The organism is Salinivibrio sp. IB872, from assembly GCF_001995345.1.
Taxonomy (GTDB): Bacteria; Pseudomonadota; Gammaproteobacteria; order Enterobacterales; family Vibrionaceae; genus Salinivibrio; species Salinivibrio proteolyticus.
Genome location: NZ_MUFO01000015.1, coordinates 1 through 18,931, shown reverse-complemented (window position 1 = coordinate 18,931; position 18,931 = coordinate 1). Strand labels below are relative to the sequence as shown.

Sequence of the window (18,931 nt, the reverse complement as noted above, 5' to 3'; positions counted from 1 at the left end):
AGACGAGCTCACTCTAATTCAAAAGAAGCCCGACTGGCAAAGGTTTGTGGCGCTTGGTGAGACTATATGGAGGCTCTTTAACCACAAACTGAGCGCGATCTCACAATTTGTTGCGCTTTTTCTCATTTGAATGGTTGTAAAAGCCCGCCACTGGCCTGATCTTTAAGGGGACGACTGGCTTTCATACTCGGAAATATATGCTGACTCTTGTCCTATTTATCTCATTATCTATTGGTGTATCTTTCATTTGTTCTGTGCTTGAAGCAATCCTATTGAGTATTACGCCAAGCTATTTGGCGAATCTCCGTCAGCAAGAACACCCAGCCGCGGCGAAACTGACCGCCTTAAAAGATAATATCGACCGACCACTGGCTTCGATCCTCACCTTAAACACCATTGCGCACACCGTGGGGGCAGCAGGTGCAGGGGCACAAGCGGCCAATGTGTTTGGCGATGCATGGGTTGGGGTATTCTCCGCAGTACTCACACTGGCTATTTTATTACTCTCCGAGATTATCCCAAAAACCATAGGTGCAAACTTCTGGCCGCAATTGGCGCCAGGGGCGGCGATTGTATTGAAGTGGATGGTATGGGGCCTGACCCCCTTTGTGTGGGTATCCGAGCAAATAACCAAGCGTCTTAGCTCTGACGCGACCCATGTCAAACTGCGTGATGAAATCTCGGCCATGGCGATGCTCGCCTCAGAAAGTGGTGAAATGGGTGAAGATGAAACCCAGATGCTCAACAACATGTTGAAACTGCGTGAGCTCCCTGCCACGCAGTTGATGACCCCACGACCGGTGCTTTTTCGTGTCCCTGCGGAGATGAGCGTAGATACCTTTTTAACCGAACACAGTGACTGTCCCTTCTCGCGCCCGTTGATTTATGGCGAACAGCGTGATGATATTTTAGGTTTTGTCCACAAATCCGATATCTATGCCGCTAAGACACGCGGGGCTCGGCGCACCACCTTGGGTGACCTGATGCGCCCACTCGCGGTGATTTTACCCGGCAATAGCGTATTACAAGCGTTCGATATTTTAATGATCCGCCGCGCGCAATTGGCGATGATTGTGGACGAGTACGGGACGGTACAAGGGATTATCACGCTGGAAGATATTTTTGAATACTTAACCGGTCGCGAGATCATTGATGAAGCGGACACCGTCACCGATATGCAGCAGTTGGCCTACCAGCGTTGGGAGTCATGGAAAAAGCAGCATAAGATGATTGAGAGCCAAGACGACGATGAGCCGCCCGTACAGCGTCAATCGGATGAGTCATCGGGGTAACCTAAACACAAAAGGCGGCCGAAGCCGCCTTTTTTATCTCATTTTCCGCCGTTCAAAGGCTTAATCCTAAGTTGCTCACACCCGCTTCGCGTAACTCTTGGCGAATGCCTTTGAGCATCTCAACGTCGCGGGTATCCGCACTTTTCAGTACACGGAAGATCGCCCACTGCGCGTCCCATTCGTCACACACAGCTTCATTCGCTTTCTGGTTTTCATCGGTGACCGCATCGCCGGTTTGTGCTTCTTCCAGTTGCGCGACACTCATCACCGACTGCTGACTCACTTTCAGCGTAATGGTCAGCATTTCATCACGGTCAAGCAAGGCGTGAAGAAGGTGTGATAACGCCGCACAGGCATCAATGGCTGGATACGTGAGGTAAATCGCGTCATCGGTGAGCGCAGGGATCAATGGCTCCAGCTTTTCTAGCTGTCGCTCAAAGTCAATTTTGGCCCCTTTCACTGTTTGTGATTCCCACACTGCATCAAGAATATTGCGAAACGCTTGAGGGTCAGCAAATTCAGTTTGCGCACAGTAAAGGGCATAGTTAGGGTACATACGCTCCACCAGCGCAGCCATAAAACTGACGTGCTGCCAAGTCTCACATTTTTCCAAACGCAGTTGTAAGGGGTTTCTTAACATAGCCAATTGATCTTAAATAACGGGGGACAATTGTCCGTCGGTAAATTGGGTGCAAGTGTACTTGATTCACCGTCCCATAAAAAGGAGCCTTTGTGGATAAAGTTTATGTGATCAGTGAGCATGCTGCGACCTACCATCAATTACTGGCAGCGGCCCAACTCCCCGATCTCGCCCTTACCCATAACGCAGAAGAGGCCACGATCTGGCTAGCTGACCCACCGCTTGCCGCGTCAAAGCTGCCTCATGCCAACGCGTTGCGCTGGTTGCAATCCACCTTCGCTGGGACCGATGCGCTGATTCAGGCGCCGTTCCGCCACTATCAGCTCACCAATGTGCGAGGTATTTTTGGCCCCTTGATGGCCGAATATGTTTTCGGACACCTACTGACGAATACTCGCCATATTACTCAGTACGCCAAACAGCAAGCGCAGTGTCACTGGCAGCCTCAGCCCTATCAGTCATTGCATGGACAAACGCTCGCCATTTTAGGCACAGGAGCGATTGGCCAGCATATCGCGACCGTCGCTCACGCGTTTGGCATGACGGTACTGGGCACCAACCAAACCGGCCGGCCTGTCGAGGCGTTTGATCACACCATGACACTGCCCGAATTGCAGCAACGGTTGCATGAGGTTGATGTGTTAGTTAGCACCTTGCCCGCCACAGACAAAACACACCAATGCCTGAATGCAGCTTTTTGGCAGCATGCACAGGATCTTTTCTTTATTAACGTCGGGCGTGGTGCCACCGTGGATGAGCCCGCCCTGATCCACGCACTGGAGGCAAAGCAGCTTCGCGGCGCAGTCTTGGATGTGATGCAACAGGAGCCACTGCCCGAGTCGCATCCGTTTTGGACACATCCCAAGGTGACAGTGACACCGCATATTGCTGCCGTTAGCTTCCCCGATCAGGTCTTTACGCTGTTTGCGGATAATTACCGACGCTGGCATGCTGGCAAGCCTTTGGTTCACCACGTCGATTTTGACAAAGGGTACTAGATGACGTTTTCGGATTTGGAGACGGCGTTATCCGCAGCACAAGCATGCCAATTGTGCCAACATTGGCTATCCGATGGACCTCGTCCCGTGATCCAAGCCAGTACGGATGCGCGGGTACTGATTATCGGCCAAGCACCCGGTAGGCGCGTCCATGACAGTGGCCTGCCTTTTAATGATCCCAGTGGCGACCGCTTACGAGAATGGCTGGGGGTCACGCGCGAGCAATTCTATCAGCCCGACTTATTTGCCATTATGCCGATGGGGCTCTGTTATCCGGGCAAAGGTAAATCGGGCGATCTGCCGCCTGCCCGCATTTGTGCGCCTGTGTGGCACAAGGCAATCAAAGCGCTCCTCCCTAACGTTGCGGTGACCTTGCTGATTGGCCAGTATGCTCAGCAGTACTATTTAGCCAATAAGCCCAAAACATTGACCGAAACCGTCAAACACTGGCGGCGGTGGGCACCGCACACTTTTGTGCTGCCTCACCCCTCGCCCAGAAATACGTTATGGCTACGTCGTCACCCATGGTTTGAAGAACAGGTAGTGCCAGCCTTGCAAACGCAGATCCAACAGGCGTTGTTCACTGCACCGAGGTAAAAAAACGCTCGCCATTGGCGAGCGTGCTAGCTTAGTCGTGATACGGACGGGACAGCTCATGCACCGTATCGACAAACACACCGGCGTTTTCCGGCGGGACATCAAGGTGGATCCCGTGGCCGAGATTAAAGACATGGCCTGTCCCTTCGCCAAATCCTTCTAGGATAGTCGCAACCTCTTGACGGATACGATCAGGCTGAGCATAGAGGATGGACGGGTCCATATTGCCTTGCAAGGCCACTTTATCGCCAATCCGTGCTTTGGCATCGGCAATATCGATTGTCCAATCTAACCCCACACCATCACAACCGGTCGCCGCGATTTTCTCAAGCCACATTCCGCCGTTTTTGGTAAACAAGGTCACAGGGACACGACGGCCTTCATGCTCACGGATCAGGCCATCCACAATTTTATGCATGTATTGGAGTGAGAAGTCGTGATAATCACGCGGGGTTAATACCCCACCCCAAGTATCAAAAATCATCACCGATTGGGCGCCCGCTTTGATTTGCGCATTCAAATAGCTGGTCACGCTATCGGCAAGCTTATCGAGTAATGCATGCAGGGTTTGTGGCTCGGCATACATCATCTTCTTAAGCTTGGTAAAGGCTTTCGAGCTGCCCCCTTCCACCATGTAGGTGGCGAGCGTCCAAGGGCTGCCGGAAAAACCAATCAAGGGAACGTCTCCGTTCAATTCGTGACGAATGGTGCGTACGGCATTCATCACATATTGCAGCTCACCTTCAGGATCGGGAATGCCGATTTTATCGACGTCCGCCTTACAGGTGATCGGGCGCGCAAACTTCGGCCCCTCTCCGGTCTCAAAATACAAACCCAGTCCCATCGCATCGGGGATGGTCAAAATGTCGGAGAACAGAATAGCGGCATCGAGATCAAAGCGGCGTAATGGTTGTAAAGTCACTTCACACGCCAGTTCTGCATTTTTACACAATGACAGAAAATCACCGGCTTGCGCACGTACTTCGCGGTATTCTGGCAGATAGCGACCAGCTTGACGCATCATCCACACGGGGGTGCAATCCACTGGCTGTTTGAGTAAAGCGCGTAAATAGCGATCGTTTTTCAGTTCAGTCATTGTGTTAAAGCCTGTGAGCGAAAAGAGGCGTCATTGTATCACTGTCGAGTCGCAACAAAAGCCAACCTTTGTTAACAGGATCATAAAACTGTCATCCTAAGGGTGGGCGATGATTGCTGCTTTTCTCACCACATGATACAACCAACGCATAACGACAATAGGTCTGCGAAAGACAATTATGTTCGCATCTTACCCCGGCTTCCCTACGGCCGGGTTTTTTTATTCCTGCGCAAGCGCGCAACTTGCGTCAATCAAGCGCCGCGCAATGGTCCCTTGAGGTGCAACTGGCGGGAGTGATTGGCAATCAAACCATTGTGCATCCGTCAATTCCTCATAATCTGGCCGTAGCTGACCGCCTGCATAGTCGGCCAAAAAACCCATCATGACATTGGAAGGAAAGGCCCACGGCTGGCTATCCATATAACGGATATTTTTCACCTCAATCCCCGTTTCCTCTTTGACCTCGCGCGCCACGCACTGTTCGAGGGTTTCACCGGGTTCAACGAATCCGGCAATCACGGTATACATACCGGTTTTATGCCGTGGATGCTGTGCCAGCAGCAGTCGCTTGTCATCACGTACCGCCACAATCACACAAGGCGAGACACGCGGATAATCGTGACGCTGACAGTCGGCGCACCACATCGCCACCGACTGTGTATCCAATACCGCACGGTGGCCACAGCGGCCGCAAAATGCTTGCTGCTTTTGCATCACATCAAGCTGAACGACTCGTCCCACTAGCGCAAACAAGTCAGCCGGTAAATCCGATAATAGCGCTCTCAAGCCCGCCATCTCATCACTCGGTAGCATGGTGTTACAATTCCATGCCCCCACCACTGGGATGTGTTGATAATGACCAACGGTGATCGTCGTCTGCACCGCAAACGGCAATTCTGATAGGGATAACAAAGGCAATGTACCGTGAGGAAGCCAGAGTTTTCCGTCGACAACCGCACACAAATAGGCGGCTTGTTGATTCTGAGACATGGTCACTTCCTTAGCCTTGCAGCTATACTTGAATACTGGCAATCTAACTTCATAACGTGATGCAAAGGATTGAGCAGCCCGTTAATTTTAAGTTGGCCGTATATAGTGCCACCCATTCGCTGATCGATCACGAGGACGCCGATCATGCTGAAAAAACTTGAACGTACTAAAGCACAATGGAGCGGTTACGATGACGTCATCGATTACTGGCTCGAGTTACGTCGTCAGCTGCTGGTTGAATACTACAACGTGGCAGGTGTCGCGGTAAAAAAGAAGCAGAATCTGCCCAGCAAAGAAGAAATTGACCGCTTCTGCGATCACTTGGTCGATTACATCTCCACGGGGCATTTTAAGATTTATAACATGGTCATGGAGCGATGGCAGTCTACCGGCTTCTCGGCAACACAAGAAACCGATAACTTGTATTTCCGCATTGTTGACACCACGGATCCCCTGCTCGATTTCAACGACAAGTTTAGTGAGCTTGATTGGGACGATGAGGACTATCACTTCCCCGACTTTGATGAAGACATCTCATCGGTCGGTGAACTGCTGGAACAACGTTTCGAGTTAGAAGACACGCTGATTCGTGTCATTGCAGACAGTTTGGCCCACCCGCCGGGCGCCTAAAAATAAGCACCGAATCCGTCGCCTCTTGGCGGCGTTTTTTTTTGCTCTAGGGCAGAAAAACAAAAGGCACCTCCGAGGAGGTGCCTTTTCAATGGTGCGAGACAATCAATTAATTGTCGTCGTTCAGTCCTGCATTCAACAGTGCTGCCAGATCTTGTGAGGCTTGCTCAGCATCAATCTGTGGTGCAACAGGCTGTTCAGGCTCAGCACGTTTAGCTTGACGATCTTTATGATACGCGAAACCAGTACCGGCTGGGATCAAACGACCCACAATCACGTTCTCTTTCAGACCACGTAAGTCATCACGTTTACCCGCTACGGCTGCTTCTGTGAGCACGCGCGTGGTTTCCTGGAACGATGCCGCTGAGATGAATGACTCAGTCGCCAACGAGGCTTTAGTGATACCCAGCAGGTCACGACCATAGGTCGCTGGACGCTTGCCTTCCGCTTCAAGTTCACGGTTAGCAATGGTCACACGTGAGTATTCCACTTGCTCGCCTTCCAAGAAGTCGGTATCACCTGCAGACTTAATGGTCACCTTACGCAACATCTGACGCACGATGGTCTCGATGTGCTTATCGTTGATCTTAACGCCTTGCAAACGGTAAACGTCTTGAACTTCGTTGGTGATGTACTCAGCCACTGCGTGAACACCACGCAGACGCAAGATGTCGTGCGGTGATTCTGGACCATCAGCGATCACATCACCTTTCTCGACTTTTTCACCTTCGAATACGTTGAGCTGACGCCATTTTGGAATCATCTCTTCGTAGGCTTGGCCTTCTTCTGGGGTGATGATCAGGCGACGTTTACCTTTGGTTTCTTTACCGAAGGAAACAGTACCTGTGATCTCCGCCAAGATAGCTGGCTCTTTTGGCTTACGCGCTTCGAACAGGTCAGCAACACGTGGCAGACCACCGGTGATATCCTTGGTACCGCCGCTTTCTTGCGGGATACGCGCCAAGGTGTCACCAATGCCAACGTTCGCGCCGTCATCCAGCTGAACAATTGCGTTACCCGGCAAGAAGTATTGAACCGGCATATCAGTGCCTGGGATCATCATGTCATTGCCTTGCGCATCAACCAGTTTCACTGCAGGACGCTTATCTTTACCGGATGATGGGCGCTCAGAGGCATCCATTACCACGATAGAAGACAGGCCAGTCAGTTCATCAGTTTGACGCTGCATGGTGACGCCATCAATCATGTCTACGAAGCGAACGCTACCTTCTACTTCGGTGATGATTGGCATGGTGTGCGGATCCCAGTTAGCAACAACGTCGCCAGCTTCAACCGCTTCACCATCTTTCTTGCTCAGCAAGGCACCGTAAGGCACTTTGTAGCTTTCTTTCGTACGACCGAACTCATCAACAATGGTCATCTCTGACGCACGCGAGGTAATCACTAGCTTACCGTCGCTATTGGTCACGGATTTCACATTGTGCAGGTGCATAGAACCTTTGTTCTTCACCTGGATGTTGTTTTCTGCCGCCGCACGCGATGCCGCACCACCGATGTGGAACGTACGCATGGTCAGCTGTGTACCTGGCTCACCGATAGACTGTGCCGCGATAACGCCCACAGACTCACCGTGGTTCACCAAGTGACCACGTGCCAAGTCACGACCGTAACAGTGTGCACAACAACCGAAGTCAGTTTCACAGGTTACGACAGAGCGTACTTTTACCTTATCGACAGAGTGCTGCTCAAGAATGTCACACCACTTCTCATCCAACAGGGTGTTACGTGGTGCAAGCACCTCGTCAGTACCCGGCTTCAGTACGTCTTCAGCGACGACACGACCCAGCACACGCTCACGCAGTGCTTCTTTCACGTCACCGCCTTCGATAACCGCCATCATGTGGATACCGCCTTCGGTGCCACAATCGGTTTCAGTCACGACCACGTCTTGGGCTACGTCAACCAGACGACGAGTCAGGTAACCTGAGTTCGCTGTCTTCAATGCGGTATCTGCAAGACCCTTACGCGCACCGTGCGTAGAGATAAAGTACTGAAGAACGTTCAGGCCTTCACGGAAGTTCGCCGTGATTGGCGTTTCGATGATAGAGCCATCTGGCTTCGCCATCAGACCACGCATACCGGCTAGCTGACGAATCTGTGCCGCAGAACCACGTGCGCCTGAGTCGGCCATCATGTAAACACTGTTGAACGACTTCTGGGTTTCTTCTTCACCGTCACGGTTAATCACTGTCTCGTTAGACAGGTTATCCATCATGGCTTTTGCAACTTGTTCGTTCGCTGCAGCCCAGATATCGATCACTTTGTTGTAACGTTCGCCCGCGGTAACCAGACCAGATTGGAACTGCTCTTGGATTTCCGCAACTTCTGCTTCTGCTGCTTCGATCAAGTCGTACTTGGCTTGTGGGATCACCATATCGTCGATACCGACAGAGGTGCCCGACAGTGCCGCGTAGGCAAAACCGGTGTACATGATTTGGTCAGCAAAAATAACGGTGTCTTTCAGACCCAGCTTACGGTAACAGGTGTTGAGCAAGTTAGAGATTTGCTTTTTACCCAACGGCTGGTTAACCAAGTCAAATGACAGGCCTTCCGGTACGATGGTCCATAGCATGGCACGACCGACGGTGGTATCAACCAGTGATACTTTCTCGGTACGAGCGCCCATCTCATCGATATCAACTTGCTTGATACGCACTTTTACACGCGTATGCAGTTCAGCATGGCCAGTGCGGTAAACCTTTTCGGCTTCGCCTGGGCCTGCCAAGTACATGCCTTCGCCTTTGCCGTTCACCTTCTCACGGGTCATGTAGTAAAGACCCAGTACCACGTCCTGAGACGGTACGATGATAGGATCACCGGATGCTGGCGATAGGATGTTGTTGGTCGACATCATCAACGCACGCGCTTCGAGCTGGGCTTCCAGCGTCAGCGGTACGTGAACAGCCATCTGGTCACCATCGAAGTCGGCGTTATAGGCCGCACACACCAATGGGTGTAGCTGAATCGCTTTACCTTCGATAAGCACAGGTTCAAACGCTTGGATACCCAAACGGTGAAGTGTTGGTGCACGGTTTAGCAGGACAGGGTGTTCACGGATGACTTCATCCAAGATATCCCATACCACAGCTTCTTCGCGCTCAACCATCTTCTTGGCGGCTTTGATGGTGGTCGCGAGACCACGAGTCTCAAGCTTGCCGTAGATAAACGGTTTAAATAGCTCTAGTGCCATTTTCTTTGGCAGACCACACTGATGCAGACGCAAGTATGGACCTACGGTGATTACCGAACGGCCAGAGTAGTCAACACGTTTACCCAGCAGGTTCTGACGGAAACGACCCTGCTTACCTTTGATCATGTCGGCCAGCGATTTAAGCGGACGCTTGTTCGAGCCAGTGATGGCACGACCACGACGACCGTTATCAAGCAGGGCATCCACAGACTCTTGCAGCATGCGTTTTTCGTTACGCACGATGATGTCTGGTGCAGCAAGATCAAGCAGGCGCTTCAAACGGTTGTTACGGTTGATCACACGACGGTAAAGGTCGTTCAGATCCGAGGTCGCAAAACGACCACCGTCCAACGGTACCAATGGACGCAAGTCTGGCGGCAACACAGGCAGCACAGTCAGGATCATCCACTCAGGGTTGTTACCTGATTGCAAGAAGGCTTCCACCAGCTTCAGACGCTTAGTGATCTTCTTACGTTTGGTTTCAGAGTTGGTTTCTTCCAACTCTTCACGCATTTGCTCTGTCTCAACTGACAGATCCATGTTCGCCAGCAGTGCTTTCACTGCTTCTGCGCCCATGCGCGCATCAAATTCGTCGCCCCACTCTTCCAACGCGTCCAAGTACTGCTCTTCAGACAGCATCTGACCACGCTCAAGGTTGGTCATACCTGGCTCAATCACCACGTAGGATTCAAAGTAAAGCACACGCTCGATGTCACGTAGCGGCATGTCCATCAGCAAACCAATGCGTGATGGTAGCGACTTCAGGAACCAAATGTGGGCAACAGGTGAAGCCAGCTCAATGTGACCCATACGCTCACGGCGCACTTTGGTCTGAGTAACTTCAACGCCACATTTTTCACAAATGACGCCACGGTGCTTCAGGCGCTTGTATTTACCACAAAGACATTCGTAGTCTTTGACCGGGCCGAAGATACGTGCACAGAACAAACCGTCACGCTCAGGCTTAAAGGTACGGTAGTTGATGGTTTCTGGCTTTTTCACTTCACCAAACGACCATGAACGGATCATGTCTGGTGAGGCTAGACCGATTTTGATCGAATCAAATTCTTCGGTCTTATGCTGTGCTTTCAGAAACTTAAGTAAGTCTTTCACAATCGGCTCCTGTGAGGAGTTGACCCATAAAGGCGCTGACAGGCAGCGCCTTCATATTCTTACCGGAGAGAGTCAGCCAGCGGCTTACTCGTCTTCCAGCTCGATGTTGATACCCAACGAGCGGATTTCTTTCAGCAATACGTTGAAAGATTCCGGCATGCCCGGCTCCATACGATGGTCGCCATCCACGATGTTCTTATACATCTTGGTACGGCCATTGACGTCATCCGACTTCACGGTGAGCATTTCTTGTAGGGTATAGGCAGCACCGTATGCTTCCAGTGCCCATACTTCCATCTCACCGAATCGCTGACCACCGAACTGTGCCTTACCACCCAGCGGCTGCTGAGTTACAAGGCTGTACGAGCCAGTTGAACGGGCGTGCATCTTGTCATCAACCAAGTGGTTCAGTTTCAGCATGTACATGTAACCCACGGTTACTGGACGCTCAAACTTCTCACCCGTGCGGCCATCATAAAGCGCTAGCTGACCTGACTCTGGCAGATCACCCAGTTTGAGTAGCTCTTTGATCAACGGCTCTGGTGCACCGTCAAAGACAGGCGATGCCGTTGGAAGACCGTCACGCAGGTTGTTCACCAAGGTGCGTACTTCGTCGTCAGTCAGTTTACTGATGTCCACTTTCTGACGGGTATCGCCCAGACTATAGACCTTCTGCAGGAACTCGCGGAATTTCGCCAGCTCTTGCTGCTCTTTGAGCATGCGGTTGATCTTGTCACCGATACCTTTCGCCGCCAGACCCATGTGTGTTTCTAGGATCTGACCGATGTTCATACGTGAAGGTACACCCAGCGGGTTAAGTACCAGATCCACAGGAACACCGTTTTCGTCGTAAGGCATGTCTTCAACTGGGTTAATCTTCGAGATTACACCTTTGTTACCGTGACGACCGGCCATCTTGTCACCCGGCTGGATGCGACGTTTAACGGCCAAGTAGACTTTAACGATCTTCAGTACGCCAGGAGCCAAATCATCACCTTGAGTGATCTTACGGCGCTTGGTTTCGAACTTCTTATCGAACTCGGCTTTAATTTCGTCGTATTGCTCAGCCAACTGCTCTAGCTGGGTTTGCTGTGCTTCATCATCCAGTGTTTGTGTCAACATGGTCTTACGATCCATGCTGTCTAACTGGTTGTCGGTATAACCAGCTTGAGAAAGCAGTGAGCGAACACGCGCTAGCAGACCACCTTCAAGGATAGAGAACTCCTCGGTCAGGTCTTTCTTCGCTTCTTTCAGCTGCATCTCTTCGATTTCGAGTGCACGCTTGTCTTTCTCTACACCATCGCGAGTAAAGACTTGTACATCGATAACCGTACCTGATACACCGTTCGGCACACGCAGTGACGAGTCTTTCACGTCAGAGGCTTTTTCGCCGAAGATTGCACGCAGCAGTTTCTCTTCTGGTGTCAGTTGCGTTTCGCCTTTTGGCGTCACTTTACCAACCATGATATCGCCGCCTTTCACTTCGGCACCGATATACACAACCCCTGACTCATCCAGTTTCGATAGCGCTGCTTCACCCACGTTTGGAATGTCCGCGGTGATTTCTTCGCTGCCCAACTTGGTATCACGCGCCACACAAGAAAGCTCTTGAATGTGGATAGTGGTTAAACGGTCTTCCTGCGCGACGCGCTCAGAAATAAGGATGGAATCCTCAAAGTTATAACCGTTCCACGGCATGAACGCGATACGCATGTTCTGACCCAGTGCTAGCTCGCCCAAGTCAGTCGATGGGCCGTCAGCCAGTACGTCACCTTTTGCCACTTGGTGGCCCGGCATCACAGTTGGACGCTGGTTAATACAGGTGTTCTGGTTAGAACGGGTGTACTTAGTCAGGTTGTAGATGTCGATACCCGCTTCGCCAGGTACCAGCTCATCTTCATTCACTTTCAGTACGATGCGCGAAGCATCAACTGACTGGATGATACCGCCACGTTTCGCAACCGCGGTAACACCTGAGTCAACCGCCACATTGCGCTCGATACCCGTACCAACCAGCGGCTTTTGCGCACGCAATGTTGGAACGGCCTGACGTTGCATGTTCGCACCCATCAAGGCACGGTTCGCATCGTCATGCTCAAGGAATGGGATCAGAGAGGCTGCCACCGATACAACCTGGTTGGTTGCAACGTCCATGTACTGAACATGGTCACGTGGGTGCAGACCTGATTCCCCTTTCTCACGCGCAGTGATCAGTTCATCAGTGAACGAGCCATCTTCGTTCAGCGCGGCGTTCGCCTGCGCAATCACGTAGTGGCCTTCTTCAATCGCTGACAGGTAATCGATTTGATCGGTCACTTTACCGTCAACCACTTTACGGTATGGGGTTTCCAAGAAGCCGTAAGGGTTACAACGCGCAAACGCTGACAGTGAGTTAATCAGACCGATGTTCGGACCTTCAGGGGTTTCGATCGGACAGAGACGACCGTAGTGCGTCGCGTGTACGTCTCGAACTTCAAAGCCGGCGCGCTCACGCGTCAAACCACCTGGACCCAATGCAGAGATACGACGTTTGTGCGTCACCTCAGACAACGGGTTGTTTTGGTCCATAAATTGTGACAACTGAGATGAACCAAAGAACTCTTTCACCGCGGCCGAAATTGGCTTAGCGTTGATCAGGTCTTGTGGCATCACATTGTCAAGGTCACCCAGGCTCAGACGCTCTTTAACCGCACGCTCAACACGTACCAAACCAACACGGAATTGGTTCTCGGCCATTTCGCCAACCGAACGAATACGACGGTTACCTAGGTGGTCGATGTCGTCCACTTCACCGATACCGTTACGGATATCGATCAGTTTACGCATCACTTCAATGATGTCTTCTTTGCTCAGTACGCCAGGACCGGTTAGTTCATCACGCCCTAATGAGCTGTTGAACTTCATACGGCCCACCGCTGATAGATCGTAACGATCTTCAGAGAAGAAGAGGCTTTCGAACAGTTGTTCTGCCGCTTCTTTTGTTGGTGGCTCGCCTGGGCGCATCATGCGATAGATTTCAACCAACGCAGTCAAACGATCCGTGGTGTTGTCGATACGCAAGGTATCTGACATGTACGGACCATGATCTAAGTCGTTGGTGAACAGGGTTTCGATTTTCTTGTGACCCGCTTGCGACAATTGCGCCAGTGTCTCCAGGCTTAACTCTTGGTTAGCCGAGACAATCACTTCGCCTGTGTCTTGGTTAACGTAATCACGTGCAGAAATCTTGCCTGCGATGTACTCAACCGGCACTTCGATGTGATCGACGTTATCTTTCGCCAACTGACGGATGTGGCGAGCGGTAATACGGCGACCCTGTTCAACATAAACGGTGCCGTTGGCTTCAATGTCAAAGCTGGCTGTTTCGCCACGTAGACGATCAGGCACCAGTTCCATGACTAGCGCTTTACCTTTGACTTCAAAGACAACTTTATCGAAGAACAGATCCAGGATCTCTTCCGTTGTATATTCCAGCGCACGCAGAATAATCGATGCAGGCAGCTTACGACGACGGTCGATACGAACGTAAACGATATCCTTAGGATCAAATTCGAAATCCAACCATGAACCACGGTATGGGATCACGCGTGCGTTATATAGCACTTTTCCTGAGGAATGGGTTTTACCCTTATCGCTGTCGAAAAAGACGCCCGGACTACGGTGCAGCTGGGATACGATAACCCTCTCAGTACCATTGATGACAAAGGTACCATTTTCAGTCATGAGCGGAATTTCGCCCATATAGACTTCTTGTTCTTTGATGTCTTTAACGGTACCAGCCGGGGCATCTTTATCAAACATCACCAAGCGCAGTTTCACGCGTAGTGGTGCCGAATAGGTTACGCCGCGAATTTGGCATTCTTTGACATCGAAAACTGGCTCACCGAGACGATAGCTAACGTATTGCAGCTCGGAATTGCCGTTGTAGCTCTGAATTGGAAAGACAGAGCGAAAGGCAGCTTCAAGACCGTATTGCCCTTCTGGATCCTGCTCGATAAACTTCTCAAAAGATTCAAGCTGGATCGACAGCAAGTATGGCACGTCCAGAACTTGAGGACGCTTACCAAAATCCTTACGGATACGCTTTTTCTCGGTATAAGAGTAAACCATAGGGTTCCTCAGCTCGCTGATAAGTGACCCAAACTGTCCAGTACAAGGGACAGTGACTAAACAACCACCGTTTAGTGTAGGAAAATCAAAGCGCTTGCTTTGATTTTTTTTGCATGGTCAGCAGTGATAAAACGGGGTGGAAATTTCACTACCGCCCTACAGCGCAAAAAGGCCGGTGGCTATTTAGCCACCAGCCAATGCCCTTTCAGGCTAAGAAATTAAGTATAAATTACTTAACTTCAACAGAAGCACCAGCTTCTTCTAGCTGAGCTTTAAGCGCTTCAGCTTCTTCTTTCTCAACACCTTCTTTCAGAGGTGCAGGAGCGCCGTCAACCAGAGCTTTCGCTTCTTTCAGGCCTAGACCAGTTGCGCCACGAACCGCTTTGATAACTGCTACTTTGTTAGCACCAGCTTCTTTCAGGATTACGTCAAATTCGGTTTGCTCTTCAGCAGCACCGCCTTCAGCAGCACCACCAGCAACAACTGCTGCTGCAGCTGATACGCCGAATTTTTCTTCCATTGCTTCGATTAGCTCAACAACTTGCATTACAGACATGTCTGCAATTGCGTCTAGGATTTGCTCGTTAGTGATAGACATAACAATTCTCTTTAAAGTCAACAATAATTAGATTAAGCAACCAATGTAAAAGGGCAATTACGCCGCTTCTTTTTGGTCGCGAACAGCGGCAATAGTACGAACCAGCTTGCCTGCAGATGCTTCTTTCAGACCCATCATCAGGCGTGCAATTGCTTCGTCGTACGTTGGCAGTGTTGCCAATACCTCTGGGTCAGTGATCGCACCTTCGAATGCAGCAGACTTGATCTCAAACTCTTTGTTATCTTTTGCGAAGTCTTTGAAAAGACGCGCAGCGGCACCAGGGTGCTCGTTAGAAAACGCAATCAGAGTTGGACCAACGAAAGTGTCTTTTAGACACTCGTAGTCAGTGCCTTCAACTGCACGGCGAGCCAGTGTATTACGAACAACTTTCATGAAAACGCCCGCTTCACGCGCTTGTTTACGTAGAGAAGTCATCGCATCCACGGTTACACCGCGAGAATCAGCAACTACTGCAGACAGGGCACCACTGGCAGCTTCGTTGACTTCAGCAACAATTGCTTTTTTGTCTTGAAGGTTTAAAGCCATTTGGATTTGCTCCTGGATTGTTTAACACCACTCTCTACAGCTTTGCAGAGAGAGCTTGTACGGTGCAGATCCAAGAAAGACGAGAAATCTATCATGTTCTGGCACCGTCTACGTAGGAAATATTAAGTTCGTAATGAACGCCTACGGTCTTGGACGAAGTCTGTTAAACAGACTCAGCCATAAAATTGTGAAGCGAGAGAGTATAAACTACTCACTCGCTTCTGGCAATTAGCTTGCGCTGGTTTCCAGAGTGTTCTGGTCCAGAGCAACACCTGCGCCCATGGTGGTAGACAGGCTAACTTTCTTAATGAAAGTACCTTTTGCTGAAGTTGGCTTCGCCTTCTTCAGAGCAACCAACAGCGCTTCCAGGTTTTCTTTCAGGCTGTTCGCGTCAAAGTCTACTTTACCGATGGTGGTGTGAACGATGCCGTTCTTGTCGTTACGGTAACGAACCTGACCTGCTTTCGCGTTCTTAACCGCTTCAGCAACGTTAGGCGTTACAGTACCCACTTTCGGGTTTGGCATCAGGCCGCGAGGACCTAGGATAGTACCCAGTTGGCCAACAACGCGCATAGCGTCTGGTGAAGCGACAACGACGTCAAAGTTCATTTCGCCTTTCTTCACTTGCTCAGCCAGGTCTTCCATACCAACGATGTCGGCACCCGCTTCTTTCGCGGCTTCAGCGTTCGCACCTTGTGTGAACACAGCAACACGGATATCACGGCCAGTACCGTGTGGCAGTACAGTTGCGCCACGAACGTTCTGGTCTGATTTACGTGCATCGATGCCAAGGTTGACAGCAACGTCAACGCTTTCAACAAATTTAGCAGTCGCCAGTTCCTTCAGTAGAGCAACGGCTTCGTTGATGTCGTACTCTTTGGTCACATCAACTTTTTCGCGGATTACGCGCATGCGCTTAGTCATTTTAGCCATTGTCTTAACCCTCTACGTTCAGGCCCATTGAACGGGCAGTACCCGCAATAGAGCGTTTCATCGCTTCGATGTCCGCACCGGTCATGTCTGCCGCTTTGGTTTCTGCGATCTCTTGGATCTGAGCGTCAGTGACGGTACCCACTTTTTCAGTGTTTGGACGACCTGAACCAGACTTAACGCCTGCTGCTTTCTTAAGAAGAACTGCCGCTGGCGGAGTCTTAGTAACGAAAGTGAAAGAACGATCGTTGTATACAGTGATAACAACAGGAATCGGCAGACCTTTCTCGATAGATTCGGTCTTCGCGTTAAACGCTTTACAGAATTCCATGATGTTCACACCGTGTTGACCTAGAGCAGGACCAACCGGTGGCGATGGGTTAGCTGCACCCGCTGCAACTTGCAGCTTGATGTAAGCTTCTACTTTCTTTGCCATTATTCAATTACCTAATTTTGGGTACTAACGTCTACCTGACGATAGACTCCCCGTTTAACAAAAGGGCGCGAAATTATAGTCAAATTTCGCGCCCTTGCCAACCGTTGATGATGCTTTTTTGATCAGGTTTTTTCTACCTGGCCAAACTCAAGCTCAACTGGGGTTGCACGGCCAAAGATAGACACAGACACCTTAAGGCGGTTCTTGTCATAGTCCACTTCTTCAACCACACCGTTAAAGTCTGCAAATGGTCCTTCCGTCACGCGAACCACTTCACCAGCCTCAAAGACGGTTTTGTGTACGGGTGACTCACTCGCTTTTTCAAGACGGTTGAGAATCGCATCGGCTTCTTTGTCTGAAATCGGCGCAGGACGATCTGAGGTGCCACCGATGAAGCCCATCACACGAGGAACACTGCGTACCAAGTGCCAAGATTCATCGTTCATCACCATTTGTACTAGCACGTAGCCTGGGAAGAATTTGCGCTCACTTTTACGGCGCTGGCCTTGACGCATTTCAACCACTTCTTCGGTTGGCACCAAGACTTCACCAAAGTGATCTTCCATTTCGTGCATTTTGATATGTTCACGCAATGACTGCGCAACACGGCTTTCAAAACCAGAGAAAGCCTGAACCACATACCAACGTTTTTTGGGAGCTTCGCTCATGTACTTTTACCTCACACGCCAGTGATTAGGCGGACTAGACGGACCATAATCCCGTCAACGCCCCACAGGATGAGCGCCATAACGACAGTAACAGCCAGAACGATGAGAGTGGTTTGTAAGGTCTCTTGACGCGTAGGCCATACAACTTTACGCACTTCCATACGCGATTCGCGTGCAAACGTGATCGCAGCTTTTCCTTTCATCGTGAGTGCAGCAATACCACCAGCAGCGGCAACTAACACCACTACAGCAGCAGCTCGCACTACCACAGACACGTCACTGTACAGGCTATTCCCTACCACGGCTGCGGCCAACAGGACAAAAACAACACCCCATTTAAGGATGTCCATCGAACCGGATTGGGTCTCAGCGTTCGCTTTCATACATTCTACCTGTAACAAGTCTACATAGACGGCAATGTCTTTGCAGCCAAAACACCATAATGCCTTGGCAATGACACGCGGTGCTCGTATTTATCACACCTAAGGGTATCAATACGAGCACCAACACGCTGCATTTGTTCACTAAGACTGGGCAAAATAGCAACAATATAAGTGTCAAACGCAGAAAAAGGGCATCAAATGATGCCCTTTTTACTAGTGTTTCGTCAAATCATTATTCAACGATGTTGGCAACAACACCAGCGCCTACGGTACGGCCACCTTCACGGATAGCGAAACGTAGACCTTCGTCCATCGCGATTGGCGCGATCAGGGTAACAACCATCTTGATGTTGTCACCAGGCATTACCATCTCAACGCCTTCTGGCAGTTCGATAGTACCGGTCACGTCAGTTGTACGGAAGTAGAACTGTGGACGGTAGCCTTTGAAGAACGGAGTATGACGGCCGCCTTCGTCTTTAGACAGTACGTATACTTCTGACTCGAACTTAGTGTGCGGGGTGATTGAACCAGGCTTCGCCAGTACTTGACCACGCTCAACTTCGTCACGCTTAGTACCACGCAGAAGAACACCAACGTTCTCACCAGCACGGCCTTCGTCTAGAAGCTTACGGAACATTTCAACACCAGTACAAGTGGTCTTGGTGGTGTCTTTCATGCCAACGATCTCTACTT

At 50.6% G+C, this 18,931-nt stretch carries 16 protein-coding genes; 4 read left to right on the top strand and 12 right to left on the bottom strand.

Annotated elements, in window-relative coordinates; genetic code table 11:
• Positions 1-197: 197 nt before the first annotated feature.
• Positions 198-1,292, top strand: a complete 1,095-nt coding sequence (locus tag BZJ18_RS08120) for a CNNM domain-containing protein (RefSeq protein ID WP_077456049.1) — start codon at positions 198-200, stop codon at positions 1,290-1,292.
• A 52-nt stretch (positions 1,293-1,344) separates the two neighbouring features.
• On the opposite strand, the gene BZJ18_RS08115 is transcribed toward BZJ18_RS08120, so the two are convergent.
• Positions 1,345-1,932 (bottom strand): YjaG family protein, encoded by a 588-nt coding sequence (locus BZJ18_RS08115; RefSeq protein WP_077456048.1) that lies wholly within the window; start codon positions 1,930-1,932, stop codon positions 1,345-1,347.
• A 92-nt stretch (positions 1,933-2,024) separates the two neighbouring features.
• Between BZJ18_RS08115 and BZJ18_RS08110 the strand changes: the two genes are divergently transcribed.
• Both BZJ18_RS08110 and BZJ18_RS08105 read left to right on the top strand, forming a co-directional pair.
• Positions 2,025-2,930, top strand: coding sequence for a D-2-hydroxyacid dehydrogenase (locus BZJ18_RS08110; protein ID WP_077456047.1), 906 nt, complete (start codon positions 2,025-2,027; stop codon positions 2,928-2,930).
• Entirely contained in the window at positions 2,931-3,527 is a 597-nt protein-coding gene (locus BZJ18_RS08105) for a uracil-DNA glycosylase family protein (protein WP_077456046.1), read from the top strand.
• Positions 3,528-3,558: 31 nt separating this feature from the next.
• Here BZJ18_RS08105 and hemE read toward each other — a convergent pair whose 3' ends face one another.
• Both hemE and nudC read right to left on the bottom strand, forming a co-directional pair.
• Entirely contained in the window at positions 3,559-4,623 is a 1,065-nt protein-coding gene (gene hemE / locus BZJ18_RS08100) for a uroporphyrinogen decarboxylase (RefSeq protein WP_077456045.1), read from the bottom strand.
• A gap of 219 nt (positions 4,624-4,842) precedes the next feature.
• Positions 4,843-5,613: an NAD(+) diphosphatase gene (nudC, locus tag BZJ18_RS08095; protein WP_077456044.1), complete on the bottom strand. Its 771-nt coding sequence runs from the start codon at positions 5,611-5,613 to the stop codon at positions 4,843-4,845.
• A gap of 144 nt (positions 5,614-5,757) precedes the next feature.
• On the opposite strand from nudC, the gene BZJ18_RS08090 reads away from it, so the two are divergent.
• Entirely contained in the window at positions 5,758-6,243 is a 486-nt protein-coding gene (locus BZJ18_RS08090) for an Rsd/AlgQ family anti-sigma factor (protein WP_069586996.1), read from the top strand.
• 109 nt (positions 6,244-6,352) lie between these two features.
• Here the strand turns inward: BZJ18_RS08090 and rpoC are convergent, their stop codons facing one another.
• From rpoC to BZJ18_RS08045, 9 genes are all read right to left on the bottom strand, one after another.
• The gene (rpoC, locus tag BZJ18_RS08085; RefSeq protein ID WP_069586997.1) at positions 6,353-10,567 is read right to left on the bottom strand and encodes a DNA-directed RNA polymerase subunit beta'; all 4,215 of its coding nucleotides are present in this window, start codon (positions 10,565-10,567) and stop codon (positions 6,353-6,355) included.
• Between the two features lie 84 nt (positions 10,568-10,651).
• Positions 10,652-14,677: a DNA-directed RNA polymerase subunit beta gene (gene rpoB / locus BZJ18_RS08080; RefSeq protein WP_077456043.1), complete on the bottom strand. Its 4,026-nt coding sequence runs from the start codon at positions 14,675-14,677 to the stop codon at positions 10,652-10,654.
• A 229-nt stretch (positions 14,678-14,906) separates the two neighbouring features.
• Positions 14,907-15,275 carry a 50S ribosomal protein L7/L12 gene (rplL, locus tag BZJ18_RS08075; protein WP_069586999.1) on the bottom strand — a complete coding sequence of 123 codons (369 nt, stop codon included), beginning with the start codon at positions 15,273-15,275 and terminating at the stop codon, positions 14,907-14,909.
• A gap of 57 nt (positions 15,276-15,332) precedes the next feature.
• On the bottom strand, positions 15,333-15,821 hold the full coding sequence (rplJ, locus tag BZJ18_RS08070) for a 50S ribosomal protein L10 (protein ID WP_077456042.1): 489 nt from the start codon (positions 15,819-15,821) through the stop codon (positions 15,333-15,335).
• Between the two features lie 228 nt (positions 15,822-16,049).
• The gene (gene rplA, locus BZJ18_RS08065) at positions 16,050-16,754 is read right to left on the bottom strand and encodes a 50S ribosomal protein L1 (RefSeq protein ID WP_069587001.1); all 705 of its coding nucleotides are present in this window, start codon (positions 16,752-16,754) and stop codon (positions 16,050-16,052) included.
• A 4-nt stretch (positions 16,755-16,758) separates the two neighbouring features.
• Entirely contained in the window at positions 16,759-17,187 is a 429-nt protein-coding gene (gene rplK / locus BZJ18_RS08060; protein ID WP_069587002.1) for a 50S ribosomal protein L11, read from the bottom strand.
• A gap of 122 nt (positions 17,188-17,309) precedes the next feature.
• Entirely contained in the window at positions 17,310-17,855 is a 546-nt protein-coding gene (gene nusG / locus BZJ18_RS08055) for a transcription termination/antitermination protein NusG (RefSeq protein ID WP_069587003.1), read from the bottom strand.
• 11 nt (positions 17,856-17,866) lie between these two features.
• Positions 17,867-18,238, bottom strand: coding sequence for a preprotein translocase subunit SecE (secE, locus tag BZJ18_RS08050; protein ID WP_069587004.1), 372 nt, complete (start codon positions 18,236-18,238; stop codon positions 17,867-17,869).
• 232 nt (positions 18,239-18,470) lie between these two features.
• On the bottom strand, positions 18,471-18,931 hold a 461-nt coding region (locus BZJ18_RS08045; protein ID WP_198532217.1), incomplete at its 5' end, for an EF-Tu/IF-2/RF-3 family GTPase.

Excerpts from the sequence above, each read along its gene's own strand:
- BZJ18_RS08120 (WP_077456049.1), top strand. The coding sequence starts at position 198 with ATGCTGACTCTTGTCCTATTTATCTCATTATCTATTGGTGTATCTTTC.
- BZJ18_RS08115 (WP_077456048.1), bottom strand. The coding sequence starts at position 1,932 with ATGTTAAGAAACCCCTTACAACTGCGTTTGGAAAAATGTGAGACTTGG.
- BZJ18_RS08105 (WP_077456046.1), top strand. The coding sequence starts at position 2,931 with ATGACGTTTTCGGATTTGGAGACGGCGTTATCCGCAGCACAAGCATGC.
- hemE (WP_077456045.1), bottom strand. The coding sequence starts at position 4,623 with ATGACTGAACTGAAAAACGATCGCTATTTACGCGCTTTACTCAAACAG.
- nudC (WP_077456044.1), bottom strand. The coding sequence starts at position 5,613 with ATGTCTCAGAATCAACAAGCCGCCTATTTGTGTGCGGTTGTCGACGGA.
- BZJ18_RS08090 (WP_069586996.1), top strand. The coding sequence starts at position 5,758 with ATGCTGAAAAAACTTGAACGTACTAAAGCACAATGGAGCGGTTACGAT.
- rpoB (WP_077456043.1), bottom strand. The coding sequence starts at position 14,677 with ATGGTTTACTCTTATACCGAGAAAAAGCGTATCCGTAAGGATTTTGGT.
- rplL (WP_069586999.1), bottom strand. The coding sequence starts at position 15,275 with ATGTCTATCACTAACGAGCAAATCCTAGACGCAATTGCAGACATGTCT.
- rplJ (WP_077456042.1), bottom strand. The coding sequence starts at position 15,821 with ATGGCTTTAAACCTTCAAGACAAAAAAGCAATTGTTGCTGAAGTCAAC.
- rplA (WP_069587001.1), bottom strand. The coding sequence starts at position 16,754 with ATGGCTAAAATGACTAAGCGCATGCGCGTAATCCGCGAAAAAGTTGAT.
- rplK (WP_069587002.1), bottom strand. The coding sequence starts at position 17,187 with ATGGCAAAGAAAGTAGAAGCTTACATCAAGCTGCAAGTTGCAGCGGGT.
- nusG (WP_069587003.1), bottom strand. The coding sequence starts at position 17,855 with ATGAGCGAAGCTCCCAAAAAACGTTGGTATGTGGTTCAGGCTTTCTCT.
- secE (WP_069587004.1), bottom strand. The coding sequence starts at position 18,238 with ATGAAAGCGAACGCTGAGACCCAATCCGGTTCGATGGACATCCTTAAA.